10 protein-coding genes are annotated in these 13,440 nt (G+C 69.4%); 7 read left to right on the top strand and 3 right to left on the bottom strand.

The features are described 5' to 3' along the window. Positions 1-477: FAD/NAD(P)-binding protein (locus JHN63_RS35805; RefSeq protein ID WP_200688719.1), on the bottom strand; the 477-nt coding region annotated here is incomplete at its 3' end. Positions 478-819: 342 nt separating this feature from the next. Between JHN63_RS35805 and JHN63_RS35800 the strand changes: the two genes are divergently transcribed. Next, the gene (locus JHN63_RS35800; RefSeq protein WP_200688717.1) at positions 820-2,064 is read left to right on the top strand and encodes an Ig-like domain-containing protein; all 1,245 of its coding nucleotides are present in this window, start codon (positions 820-822) and stop codon (positions 2,062-2,064) included. A 571-nt stretch (positions 2,065-2,635) separates the two neighbouring features. Continuing rightward, positions 2,636-4,039, top strand: coding sequence for a glycoside hydrolase family 16 protein (locus JHN63_RS35795; protein ID WP_200688715.1), 1,404 nt, complete (start codon positions 2,636-2,638; stop codon positions 4,037-4,039). 28 nt (positions 4,040-4,067) lie between these two features. Here JHN63_RS35795 and JHN63_RS35790 read toward each other — a convergent pair whose 3' ends face one another. After that, positions 4,068-5,180, bottom strand: a complete 1,113-nt coding sequence (locus tag JHN63_RS35790; protein ID WP_200688713.1) for a hypothetical protein — start codon at positions 5,178-5,180, stop codon at positions 4,068-4,070. Positions 5,181-5,183: 3 nt separating this feature from the next. Further along, positions 5,184-6,083: an AraC family transcriptional regulator gene (locus JHN63_RS35785; protein WP_200688711.1), complete on the bottom strand. Its 900-nt coding sequence runs from the start codon at positions 6,081-6,083 to the stop codon at positions 5,184-5,186. A 145-nt stretch (positions 6,084-6,228) separates the two neighbouring features. Here JHN63_RS35785 and tkt point away from each other — a divergent pair, with 145 nt between their 5' ends. From tkt to pgi, 5 genes are all read left to right on the top strand, one after another. Then, positions 6,229-8,322 carry a transketolase gene (gene tkt, locus JHN63_RS35780; RefSeq protein WP_200688709.1) on the top strand — a complete coding sequence of 698 codons (2,094 nt, stop codon included), beginning with the start codon at positions 6,229-6,231 and terminating at the stop codon, positions 8,320-8,322. A 19-nt stretch (positions 8,323-8,341) separates the two neighbouring features. Continuing rightward, a complete protein-coding gene (gene tal, locus JHN63_RS35775; protein ID WP_200688708.1) occupies positions 8,342-9,487 on the top strand; it encodes a transaldolase in 1,146 nt (381 codons plus the stop codon). Beyond that, positions 9,484-11,091, top strand: coding sequence for a glucose-6-phosphate dehydrogenase (zwf, locus tag JHN63_RS35770; RefSeq protein WP_234478210.1), 1,608 nt, complete (start codon positions 9,484-9,486; stop codon positions 11,089-11,091). The genes tal and zwf overlap by 4 nt, the downstream gene beginning before the upstream one ends. Then, a complete protein-coding gene (opcA, locus tag JHN63_RS35765) occupies positions 11,088-12,023 on the top strand; it encodes a glucose-6-phosphate dehydrogenase assembly protein OpcA (RefSeq protein WP_200688706.1) in 936 nt (311 codons plus the stop codon). The genes zwf and opcA overlap by 4 nt, the downstream gene beginning before the upstream one ends. Then, positions 12,016-13,440, top strand: a 1,425-nt coding sequence (gene pgi / locus JHN63_RS35760; protein WP_200688704.1) for a glucose-6-phosphate isomerase, incomplete at its 3' end; no start/stop codon positions are given. The genes opcA and pgi, both read left to right, overlap by 8 nt.

Genomic DNA, 13,440 nt, shown 5'->3' with positions numbered 1-13,440 from the left:
GAGGACGGCGCTGTCGGCGGTGAGGAGTCCCCCGTCGGCGAGGTGGAGTTCCACCGGGCCTTCGGGGGTGCCGGTACAGCGCTCCGCGCGGGTGCGCAGCCGTCGTACGGAGACCGTGCCGTGGGAGCGGACGACGGCCTGGGCGAGGGTGTCGGCGAGGTAGGCGCCGTAGCGGTAGCGGGTGGCGAAGTCGGCCCCGCTGACGGCGGGTTCGCCGTGGCGGCAGAGCCAGCGGGTGAAGTGGCCGGGGTCGTCGGGATAGCAACTCATGCCGCCCGCCGGGACGTTGAGCCGGTGGCGTGGATCGGGGGTGGCGTAGGCGGTGCCGCGGCCGGCTTCCGGAGCCGGGTCGACCAGCACCAGGTCGAGGGGGGTCCGGCGGCGGGTGGCACTCTCGCAGAGCTGGACGGCGGTCAGGGTTCCTGCCGCGCCCGCTCCGACGATCGCCACGGTGGGCCGCTTGCGGACTTCGGTCACGAATACCTCCGGCGGTGGTCTGCCGCGGAGCCGCGTAAGCGGAACTCCGCCTTCAGTTCCTTTCTCACTCTTCCGACCGGACGGGTGGGGAAGCCATGGCGGGACGGGGATCTCACCGGAAACTCAGGGCACCGGTCGGTGCGTTCATACTCTGTTCACACGCGCGGAGCGTCCGGCAACCGTGGTTTCAGGCCTTCTTTCAGGTTCTCTTCAGAGGAATCTCAGGTTGGGGCCCTGGGATTCAAAGACTCACCCCAGGGAAGTGGCGCAGGATGCAACGGCACTGGTGATCTCGTCGCGTACGGCCAGGGGGTGTGCGCGACATGCGGAGGAAGGCGTGCTGTGGGCGTGTCGCACATATCCAACCGGTCCGAGAACAAGTCGGAGAGGTGGTCCCGTCGTGGGGTCCTCACCGTGCTCGGGGTGGTGCCGGCCGCCGTCCTGACCGGGTGCAGCGGCTCGGCGGGCGCCGCCGAGACGTCCTCCTCGAGTGGTGCGTCGGCTACGGCGTCCGCGAAGGCCGCGAAGGTGCCGACCGTCACGGTCCTGCCCGCCGACGGCACCAAGAAGGCCGGCTTCACCACCCCCGTCGAGGTCAGCGTGACCGACGGCACGCTCGCCACGGTGAAGGTGACCGGCAACGACGGCTCCACGCTGGCCGGGACCTTCAACGCCGCCAAGACGAAGTGGACGTCCTCGAAGAACCCGTACTCGGGCACGAAGTACACGGTCGCGGCGCAGGCGCAGGGCGCCGCCGCGAAGACGGCGACGTTCACCACCAAGTCGCCCGGCGAGACCTTCGTCGGCTACTTCACCCCCGAGGCGAACTCCACGTCCGGCGTCGGCATGCCCGTGTCGATCAACTTCACCCACGCGGTCAAGGACCGGGCCGCCGTCCAGAAGGCGATCACGGTCACCGCCGAGCCCGCCGTGGAAGTCGTCGGACACTGGTTCAGCGACACCCGGCTCGACTTCCGCCCCGAGACGTACTGGGCGGCCGGCACGAAGATCACGCTCAGCCTGCGGCTGAAGGACGTCGAGGGCCAGGACGGCATCTACGGCATCCAGTCCAAGGACGTCACGTTCCACATCGGGCGCGAGCAGATCAGCACGGTCGACCTGTCCAGCAAGGAGATGGTCGTCAAGCGGGACGGCAAGACCCTCGCGACCTACCCGGTCAGCGGCGGCAACGCTCAGCACACCACCTGGTCCGGGATCATGGTGATCAGCGAGCGCTTCAAGCAGACCCGCATGGAGTCCTCGACGGTCGGGCTCGGCGACGAGTACGACATCTCCGACGTCCCGCACGCCCAGCGCCTCACCACCTCCGGCACCTTCGTGCACGGCAACTACTGGGCGTCGACCTCGGTGTTCGGCAACGAGAACACCAGCCACGGCTGCGTCGGCCTGCACGACGCCAAGGGCGCGAACGACAGCTCGGTGGCGGGCTACAAGTTCTACGACAGCTCGATGCTCGGCGATGTCGTCATCGTGAAGAACTCCGGCGAGAAGACCGTGGCGGCGGACAACGGCCTCAACGGCTGGAACCTGTCCTGGGCGAACTGGAAGGCGGGCAGCGCGGTCTAGGCCGACACCTGTCCGACGGGGCCGGCCGCCGCCCCCGGGCACGACGCCGGTCCGAGGCGCGACGCCGGTCCGAGGCACGGCACCGGTCCGAGGCACGGCACCGGTCCGAGGCACGGCGCGGTGCGCACACGCTTGCGCGCCGCATCCCACCCGCACCGCCCCAAGCGCCGCTTCCCACCCGCATCGCCTCGACTGCCGCCTCGCGATCGCACCGCATCAAGGGCACGGGGAGCCGCGGCGTCGTCGCCGCTCACCAACTCCCCCCAGTTCCAACGACCTCGCGCGGGGCTCGACGCATCGCCCCCGGTGCCGGCCGCCACCGACGACCGCGTCTCCTGGAACCCGATCCACCGGCGGGGCCCTGGCGCCCCACGAGGCCGCTCGGAAACCTCCTCTTTCACCGGGATTCGTCGCCTTCATCACCTGAACTCCCGTCCAGCGAAAGGACTTTCACAACTTCACCTCTTGACGCCCGGAGTGGCTGAGAGCACATTGACCGCGCACCCACTGCGTGAGAGCGCTCTCAGGCAGGCACAGCACTCGCATCCCCCTCCGTATCCGAGAGGCACCGATGAGTGAACCCTCCGGCACGCAGCGCAGACCCCGTCCCCTCCGGCGCGTCCTGATCGCCGCCCTCAGCACCCTGGGCCTGGCGATCGCCACCGCCACGGCCTTCACCCTGCCCGCGGACGCCTCCGCGCCCACGCCCCCCACGGGCTGGACGCAGGTGTTCCTGGACGACTTCAACGGCACCGCGGGCACCGGTGTCTCCACCACCAACTGGCAGTACGACACCGGAACTTCGTACCCGGGCGGGGCCGCCAACTGGGGCACCGGCGAGGTCGAGACGATGACCTCCTCCAGCAACAACGTGGCGCTCGACGGCAACGGCAACCTCCTGATCACCCCGCGCCGGGACGCTTCCGGCAACTGGACCTCGGGCCGTATCGAGACCAACCGCACCGACTTCCAGCCGCCGGCCGGCGGAAAGCTGCGGGTCGAGGCCCGGATCCAACTCCCCAACGTCACCGGCTCGTCCGCGCTCGGCTACTGGCCCGCGTTCTGGATGCTGGGCGCGCCCTACCGGGGCAACTACCAGAACTGGCCCAGCGTGGGCGAGTTGGACATCATGGAGAACGTCCAGGGGCTCAACACCGACTGGGCGACGGTGCATTGCGGCACCAACCCGGGCGGCCCCTGCAACGAGACGACCGGCATCGGCGGCAACACCGCCTGTACCGGCACCACTTGCCAGGCCGGGTTCCACACGTACGCCATGGAGTGGGACAGGTCGACGAGCCCCGAGCAGATCCGCTTCTACCTCGACGGCGTCAACTTCCATACGGTGAACGCCAGTCAGGTCGACGCCACCACCTGGGCCAACGCCACCAACCACGGTTTCTTCATCATCCTGAACGTGGCGATGGGCGGCGGCTTCCCGGCGGCGTTCGGCGGCGGCCCCACCAGCGCCACCGACCCGAACCACCCGATGACGGTGGACTACGTCCAGGTGCTCCAGTCCACGGGCAGTGGGAGCGGTACCACGACCCCGCCGAGCGGCAGCCGGGACGCCTACAGCGCCATCCAGGCCGAGTCCTACGACAGCCAGTCCGGCACGATCGCCGAGACCACCACGGACACCGGCGGCGGCCAGGACATCGGCTCGATAGCCAACGGCGACTGGGCTCTCTACAAGGGCGTCACCTTCGGCTCCACGGCGGCCACCCAGTTCTACGGCCGGGTCGCGAGCGGTGCGGCGAGCGGGGTCAGCGGTCTGGTGCAGGTACGCCTGGACAGCCCGACCGCGACCCCGATCGGCAGCTTCTCGCTGGCCAACACCGGGGGCTGGCAGTCATGGAAGACGGTGCCGGCCAACATCAGCTCGGTCACCGGCACCCATGACGTCTACCTCACCTTCAGCAGCGGGCAGTCGGCGGACTTCGTGAACGTGAACTGGTTCGACTTCGGTCACTGATCCCAACTCCCCACGGAGGCAAGGGGCTTCACGCGGGCGCGTGGGGCCCCTTCTCCTTGCCCGCCGACGCGATCATGCGGTGCATGACGGACACGGGGAGGGCGGGATTCCGGGCGGCGTCCCGGGCGCTGCGTTCGTCGAGGAGCAGCGACATCAGGTACGCCGGGGGCAGGGCCGGGTTGCGCCGGGCCGGGCGGTACACCTCTTCGGCGGTGTCCCGGGCCAGCCTGACCGCGGAGTCGGGGGACAGCCGTGGATCTTCCGCCGCTCGCCCTCGCACCTCGCTGTCGGGATCGCGGCCGAACCGCTCGACGAGGTCGTCGCCCGACGCGGGGTCGTCGAGTGCGAGAAGCCGCACGCGCGGCCGTGGATCATCGGCGAAGCGCAGCAGGTTGTCCCGGGGGAAGTTGGGGTGGTTGCGCGGACGGCCGGGGAACGAGAAGCTGCCGGACCACCAGGCCCACACGTCCACGAGCACATCCGCGGGGGCGTCGTCGCAGGACTCGGTGAGGAAGAGCCGTACGACACGGTCCTCGTCGTGGGCCAGCAGGTCCACGACGTCGGGGGGAAGGCGCACGGCGCGGGCCACGCTGCGACGGACCAACAGCTTGGCGGAGGAGGCCAGTTGCCTCATGGCGGCCGGGTCGTCGTGGAGGGCCGCGACCCACCACAGGGCGTAGCTGCGGTGGTCCGCCGCAATGTAGGGGACGGTGTCGGCCAGGGCGGCGATCTCGGCCGGTGTGACAGGCGGTCGGGAGTCGGGGGACGGCGGGCGGTCCACGCCGATCCGCGGTGCGGCCGGCCGGCCGCCGACCTGCTCCTCCGCCATGTCGACCAGCCCCTCGTGAACGCGCAGCCCGGCAGTATGGGCCAGCAGCCGGTCCCACTGAGCACGCGAGAGCCTCCCGCTCTCCGCGGCCCGGCCCCAGACGAACTTCGACGGATGGACCACGGCCGCGTCCAGAACACCGGCCGGAATGTCCGCGCGATACAGAAAGCTCGTGTCTCCGCCGGCGTCGAAGAGACCGACCAGCACCTCCGCCGGGGCGCCCCGGTTCTGCCCCAGACCCGCCAACCACTCCTGGGCGACGCGTTCCGAGGGCGCGAGGTCTTCCGACAGCGTGGCCCAGACATCACTCATGCGTCACCGTAGCTCCGCCCGGAACCCCGCCGGCGTCACATCCGTGTGCTGCTGGAAGAACTTCGAGAAGTTGGCCGCGTCGGGGAAGCCGACTGCCGCTCCCACACGGCCGATCGGCAGGTCCGTGTGGGCCAACAGCCGTTTCGCCTCCAGGACGACGCGCTTGTCGATGAAGCCCTTGGGGGTCTCGCCGGTCGCCGCGCGGACCGCGCGGACCAGGGTGCGGCGGGAGTAGCCCAGGGCGTCGGCGTACGCGCTGACGCTGTGGTTGGTGGCGAAGCCCTGCTCGACGGCGTCGCGGAAGAGCGTGAACGTCGTGTCGGCCTGCTGCCGGGCCGCCTCCGCCGAGCTGGCCGCGAGATGCGCGAGCCGGAGCAGGAAGGCCGTCAGGGAGTGCCGTAGGACCGAGGTGTGCAGGCTCAGCGGGAGTGTCTCCGTGTCCTCGTACTCGCGTTGCAGCTGGCCGAGGGAGGAGCGGAGGGCGGCGAGGCGGGGTTCGTCGGGGTGCAGGAGGGGCGGGAGGTCGTAGCGGTAGAGGCCGGTCGCCTCGACCGTGGCGCGGGGCAGGAAGCCGGGCTGCATGGTCAGGACCGTGCCGCGGTACTCGTCCATCCGCGAGAAGCGGTGGACCTGGCCGGGGCGGATCCACAGCACGTCGCCCGCGCCCAGCTCGTACTCGGCGAAGTCGATCATGTGGCGGACCGGGCCCTCGTCGAAGAGCATCACCACATGGAAGTCGATGCGGTGGACCCGGTGCAGAGGCGCGTCGGCGTGCCAGGTGCGCCCGGTGCCCATCGGGCCGACCTGCATGCCGACGCCGCAGACGCTCAGATCGACAGGGAAGGGAAACGTTCTGATCACGTCGCCGTCACCCGCGACGCCTTGGATGGTTCTGTCCGCCATGTCCTTCTCGTGCCGCCTCAGTACGGGTTCCGGTGTCCCACTTTCACCACAGGCTGGCACACCGACACCTTCCCTCGTAAAAGTCAGACTTTTAGATTTGAAGGCGTCCGAGCAGTTCTGCCGCTCTACCGAGGACTTCTTGAAGATGAACGCGCACACACCTGACAGCTTCGAGTGGACCGATCTCGACCGTCGCGCCGTCGACACCGCCCGTGTTCTGGCCGCTGACGCGGTGCAGAAGGTCGGCAACGGGCACCCGGGCACGGCGATGGCCCTGGCTCCCGCCGCGTACACGATCTTTCAGAAGGTGATGCGTCACGACCCCGCGGATCCCGAGTGGACCGGCCGTGACCGCTTCGTCCTCTCCCCCGGCCACACCTCGCTGACGCTGTACACGCAGCTCTATCTCGCCGGGTACGAGCTGGAGCTCGACGACCTGAAGGCGTTCCGGACACACGGGTCGAAGACGCCTGGTCACCCCGAGTACGGGCACACGGCCGGTGTGGAGACCACGACAGGACCGCTCGGACAGGGTGTCGCCAACGCCGTCGGCATGGCGATGGCCGCCCGCTACGAGCGCGGCCTCTTCGACCCCGAGGCCCCCGAGGGCGAGTCGCCCTTCGACCACACGATCTGGGCGATCGTCTCCGACGGCGACCTGGAGGAGGGCATCTCCGCCGAGGCCTCCTCCCTCGCCGGCCACCAGCAACTCGGCAATCTGGTCTTCGTCTACGACGACAACCACATCTCCATCGAGGGCGACACCGCGACCGCCTTCTCCGAGGACGTGCTGAAGCGGTACGAGGCCTACGGCTGGCACACCCAGCGCATCGAGCCCGCCGCCGACGGCGACATCGACCCGCACGCGCTGTACACGGCGCTCAAGACGGCGCAGGCCGAGACCGCGCGCCCCTCGATCATCGCGATGCGCACGATCATCGCCTGGCCCGCCCCGAACGCGCAGAACACCGAGGCCTCCCACGGCTCCGCGCTCGGCGCCGACGAGATCGCCGCCACCAAGCGCGTCCTCGGCTTCGACCCCGAGCAGTCCTTCGAGGTCGCGGACGAGGTTCTCGCGCACAGCCGCAAGGCCCTGGACCGGGGCGCCGAGGCGCACTCCACGTGGGACAAGCAGCTCGGCACATGGCGCGGCGAACAGCCCGAGCGCGCGAAGCTCTTCGACCGGATCGTCGCCGGTCAGCTCCCCGAGGGCTGGGAGGACGCCCTCCCGGTGTTCGAGGAGGGCTCCTCGGTCGCCACCCGGGCCGCGTCCGGCAAGACCCTCCAGGCGCTTGGAACGGTCCTGCCCGAGCTGTGGGGCGGCTCCGCCGACCTGGCCGGCTCGAACAACACCACCATCGACAAGACCTCGTCCTTCCTCCCGAAGGGCAACCCGCTGCCGGAGGCGAACCCGTACGGCCGTACGATCCACTTCGGTATCCGCGAGCACTCGATGGCGGCCGAGATGAACGGCATCGCCCTGCACGGCAACACCCGTGTCTACGGCGGCACCTTCCTGGTGTTCTCCGACTACATGCGCAACGCCGTCCGCCTCTCCGCGCTGATGCAGCTCCCGGTGACGTACGTCTGGACCCACGACTCGATCGGTCTCGGCGAGGACGGCCCCACCCACCAGCCGGTCGAGCACCTCGCCTCGCTGCGGGCCATCCCGGGCCTGAACATCGTCCGCCCCGCCGACGCCAACGAGACCGCCATCGCCTGGGCCGAGATCCTCAAGCGGCACGCCACGAAGCCCGCCCCGCACGGTCTCGCGCTGACCCGCCAGGGTGTGCCGACGTACGCGCCCAACTCCGATGCGGCGCGCGGCGGTTACGTCCTGAAGGACTCCTCCGGCGAGACCCCGGATGTCGTACTCATCGCGACCGGTTCCGAGGTCCACCTCGCCGTCGAGGCGCGCGAGCAGCTGGAGGCGGAGGGCGTGGGCACCCGGGTGGTGTCGATGCCGTCCGTGGAGTGGTTCGAGGAGCAGTCGCGCGAGTACCGCGACAGCGTCCTTCCGCCGTCCGTGAAGGCCCGCGTTGCGGTCGAGGCCGGGATCGGTCTCACGTGGTACCGGTTCGTGGGTGACGCTGGACGCATCGTCTCCCTCGAACACTTCGGCGCCTCCGCCGATGCCAAGACCCTGTTCGCCGAGTTCGGTTTCACCGCCGAGAACGTCGCCGCGACGGCCCGGGCTGTATTCAATTCAACTACGGGCCTTGCCGCCGCGCGCGGTTGATCCGATCGCCAGAAAGAAGATGATCACAGTGACCGAAGTGACCGCCACCGCGGGAACACTCAAGCGCCTCTCCGACGAGGGCGTCTCCATCTGGCTGGACGACCTGTCGCGCAAGCGGATCGAGTCCGGCAACCTCGCCGAGCTCATCGACACCAAGAACGTCGTCGGCGTCACCACCAACCCGTCCATCTTCCAGGCCGCCATCGGCTCGGGAGAGGGTTACGAGGAGCAGCTCGCCGACCTCGCCGTGCGCAAGGTGACGGTCGAGGAAGCCGTACGGATGATGACCACCGCCGACGTCCGCGCCGCCGCCGACATCCTGCGCCCGGTGTACGAGGCGACCGGCGGGCAGGACGGCCGGGTCTCCATCGAGGTCGACCCGCGGCTCGCCCACCACACGGCGGCGACCATCGCCGAGGCCAAGCAGCTGTCCTGGCTGGTGGACCGCCCCAACGTGATGATCAAGATCCCGGCGACGAAGGCCGGTCTCCCCGCCATCACCGAGGTCATCGGCGAGGGCATCAGCGTCAACGTCACGCTGATCTTCTCCCTGGAGCGCTACCGCGAGGTCATGGACGCCTACCTGGCCGGCCTGGAGAAGGCGCGGGCCGCGGGCATCGACCTGGCGACCATCCACTCGGTGGCGTCCTTCTTCGTCTCCCGCGTCGACTCCGAGATCGACAAGCGCCTCACCGCGCTCGCGACGGACGAGGCCCTCGCCCTCAAGGGCAAGGCGGCGCTCGCCAACGCGCGGCTCGCCTACGAGGCCTACGAAGAGGTCTTCGCCGGTGACCGTTGGACCGTTCTCGCGGACGCCAAGGCCAACAAGCAGCGCCCCCTGTGGGCCTCGACCGGCGTGAAGGACCCGTCCTACAAGGACACCCTGTACGTCGACGAGCTGGTCGCGCCCGGCACGGTCAACACCATGCCCGAGGCCACGCTGAACGCCACCGCCGACCACGGCGACATCCACGGCGACACGGTGACCGGTGGCTACGCGCAGGCGCGCGCCGACCTGGACGCCGTAGAGCGGCTGGGGATCTCGTACGACACCGTCGTCAAGCAGTTGGAGGACGAGGGCGTCGCCAAGTTCGAGGTGGCCTGGCAGGACCTGCTGGGTGCCGTCGCGAAGTCGCTGAGCGGGAAGGGGGTCGACGGGGAATGAGTGCGGACCTTCCCGAAGCGGCAACTGCCGCGCAGGCGCTCGGCGTTGAGGACATCACAGACATCGCGGACGCCCTGGGCGCCGACTGGGACAACCCGCTGCGGGACGCGCGGGACCGCCGACTGCCGCGTATCGCGGGCCCGTCGGGACTGGTGATCTTCGGGGTCACCGGTGACCTCTCCCGCAAGAAGCTGATGCCGGCCGTCTACGACCTGGCCAACCGGGGCATGCTGCCGCCGGGCTTCTCGCTCGTCGGGTTCGCCCGGCGGGACTGGGAGGACCAGGACTTCGCGCAGGTCGTGCACGACTCGGTGCGCGAGCACTCCCGGACCGAGTTCCGCGAGGAGGTCTGGCAGCAGCTCGCCGAGGGCATGCGGTTCATCCCGGGCGACTTCGACGACGACACCGCGTTCAAGCAACTGCGGGCGGCCGTCGACGAGTTGGACACCTCGCGCGGCACCAGCGGCAACTACGCGTTCTATCTCTCCGTACCGCCGAAGTTCTTCCCGAAGGTCGTCAAGCAGCTGAAGAAGCACGGGCTGGCGACGGCCGCCGAGGGGTCCTGGCGGCGGGCGGTCATCGAGAAGCCGTTCGGGCGCGACCTGAAGAGCGCGCGGGAGCTGAACAAGATCGTGCACGAGGTGTTCGACCCGGACCAGGTGTTCCGGATCGACCACTATCTGGGCAAGGAGACCGTCCAGAACATCCTGGCGCTGCGCTTCGCCAACCAGATGTACGAGCCCATCTGGAACCGGTCCTACGTCGACCACATCCAGATCACGATGGCCGAGGACATCGGCATCGGCGGGCGTGCCGGCTACTACGACGGCATCGGCTCGGCGCGTGACGTCATCCAGAACCACCTGCTCCAGCTCATGGCGCTGACCGCGATGGAGGAGCCGATCGCCTTCGACGAGGAGGCGCTGCTCACCGAGAAGCTCAAGGTCCTCAAGTCGGTGCGGCTGCCGCAGGAGTTGGGCGAGCACACGGTGTTCGGGCAGTACGCGGAGGGCTGGCAGGGCGGCGAGAAGGTCGTCGGCTACCTGGAGGAAGACGGCATCGACCCCAAGTCGAAGACCGACACCTACGCGGCCGTCAAGTTGGAGGTGGACAACCGCCGTTGGGCGGGCATCCCCTTCTATCTGCGCACCGGCAAGCGGCTCGGACGGCGGGTCACGGAGATCGCGGTCGTCTTCAAGCGGGCCCCGCACTCCCCCTTCGACTCCTCCGCCACCGAGGAGCTGGGCCAGAACGCGATCGTCATCCGTGTCCAGCCCGACGAGGGCATGACGGTCCGGTTCGGTTCGAAGGTGCCGGGCACCTCGATGGAGATCCGGGACGTGTCCATGGACTTCGCCTACGGCGAGTCGTTCACGGAGTCGAGCCCGGAGGCGTACGAGCGGCTCATCCTGGATGTGCTGCTCGGCGACGCCAACCTGTTCCCGCGCCACCAGGAAGTGGAAGAGTCCTGGAAGATCCTCGACCCGATCGAGGAGTACTGGGCACAGAACGGCAGGCCCGCGCAGTACTCCTCGGGCAGTTGGGGTCCCGAGGAGGCGGACGAGATGCTCGCACGAGACGGACGGAGCTGGCGCAGGCCATGAAGATCGACCTGAGCGACACCACGGCAAGCAAGATCAACAAGGCGCTCGTGCAGGGTCGCCGCGACATCGGCACCCCTGCCGTGGGCATGGTCCTGACGATGGTCATCGTCACGGACGAGGAGAACGCCTACGACTCGATCAAGGCGGCGGAGGAGGCCTCGCACGAGCACCCCTCGCGCACCCTGGTCGTCATCAAGCGGCACGCCCGCACCCCGCGCGACCGCACCAACTCGCACCTCGACGCCGAGGTCCGGGTGGGCGCCGACGCCGGCACCGGCGAGACGGTCGTGCTGCGGACCTACGGCGAGGTGAGCGACCACGCCGACTCCGTGGTGCTGCCGCTGCTGCTACCGGACGCGCCGGTCGTCGTGTGGTGGCCGGGGGACGCGCCCGCGATCCCGGCGAAGGACCCGCTGGGCGCCCTCGCGCAGCGCAGGATCACCGACCTGTACGCGGCGACGAACCCGCTCGAAGCGCTGGACGCCCGTGCCCATGCCTACGCGCCCGGCGACACCGACCTCGCGTGGACCCGGCTGACCCCGTGGCGCTCGATGCTGGCGGCGGCCCTCGACCAGGCCAAGTCGAAGATCACCTCGGGTGCCGTGGAGAGCGAGGCCGACAACCCGGCCGCCGAGCTGCTGGCCCGCTGGCTGGAGGCCCGCCTCAAGGTGAAGATCGACCGCGTGGTCACCGACGGGCCGGTCATCACGGCCGTCCGGCTGGGCACCGGCGCCGGCGAGGTCGTCATCGACCGCCCCGAGGGCCCGCTGGCCACGCTGTCCCTGCCCGGGCAGCCCTCCCGCACCCTCGCGCTGAAGGTCCGCACGACCTCCGAACTGATCGCCGAGGAGCTGCGGCGCCTCGACGCCGACGAGATGTACGCCATCGCCCTGCGTGCCGAGGGCACCAAGGAGACCCCCTCTCATGTCTGACTCCCCCAAGCTGGTGCGGCGGCCCGAGTGGGCCGCTCTGGAGGACCACCGCGCGGGTCAACTGCACCCGCGGCTGCGTGAGTTGTTCGCGGCGGACCCGGGGCGCGCGGAGCGGTACGTGATCACCGTCGGCGATCTGCGCATCGACTACTCCAAGCACCTGATCACGGACGAGACCCTCGCCCTCCTCCAGGAACTCGCCACCGCCACCGGTGTGTTCGGCCTCCGGGACGCGATGTTCCGCGGCGAGAAGATCAACGTCACCGAGGACCGCGCGGTCCTGCACACCGCGCTGCGCGCCCCGCGTGACGCGGTGATCGAGGTCGACGGCGAGAACGTGGTGCCGGCCGTGCACGCGGTGCTCGACAAGATGGCGAACTTCGCCGAGCGGGTCCGCTCCGGCGAATGGACCGGCCACACCGGTCGCCGGATCCGCAATGTCGTCAACATCGGCATCGGCGGCTCCGACCTCGGTCCGGCGATGGCGTACGAGGCTCTCCGCGCCTTCACCGACCGCGAGTTGACGGTCCGCTTCGTGTCGAACGTGGACGGCGCCGACCTGCACGAGGCGACCCGTGACCTCGACCCGGCGGAGACGCTGTTCATCGTCGCGTCGAAGACGTTCACGACGATCGAGACGATCACCAACGCGACGTCCGCCCGGACATGGCTCCTTGAGGGGCTCGGCGGTGACGACAAGGCCGTGGCGAAGCATTTCGTGGCGCTGTCGACGAACGCCGGGAAGGTGTCGGACTTCGGCATCGACACGGACAACATGTTCGAGTTCTGGGACTGGGTCGGCGGACGCTACTCGTTCGACTCGGCGATCGGGCTGTCGCTGATGATCGCCATCGGCCCGGACCGCTTCCGCGAGCTGCTCGACGGTTTCCACCTCGTCGACGAGCACTTCCGCACCGCGCCCGCCGAAGCCAACGCCCCTTTGCTGCTCGGCCTGTTGGGCGTCTGGTACGGCAACTTCTTCGACGCGCAGTCGCACGCGGTCCTGCCGTACTCGCACTATCTCTCCAAGTTCACCGCCTACTTGCAGCAGTTGGACATGGAGTCCAACGGCAAGTCGGTGGACCGGGACGGGAATCCGGTGGAGTGGCAGACCGGGCCGGTGGTGTGGGGCACGCCCGGCACGAACGGGCAGCACGCCTACTACCAACTCATCCACCAGGGCACGAAGTTGATCCCGGCTGACTTCATCGGCTTCGTCAACCCGGTCGCCGAGTTGAGCGAGGGTCTGAAGGCGCAGCACGACCTGCTGATGGCCAACTTCTTCGCGCAGACCCAGGCGTTGGCGTTCGGCAAGACGCCGGACGAGGTGCGCGCGGAGGGTGTGGCGGAGGAACTGGTCCCGCACAAGACGTTCAAGGGCAACCACCCCACGACCACGATCCTGGCCCGCGAGCTG

Source organism: Streptomyces sp. MBT65 (genome assembly GCF_016612545.1).
GTDB lineage: Bacteria > Actinomycetota > Actinomycetes > Streptomycetales > Streptomycetaceae > Streptomyces.
Note: the sequence above shows the minus strand (reverse complement) of the source record. Positions and strands in the feature narration are given on the sequence as shown.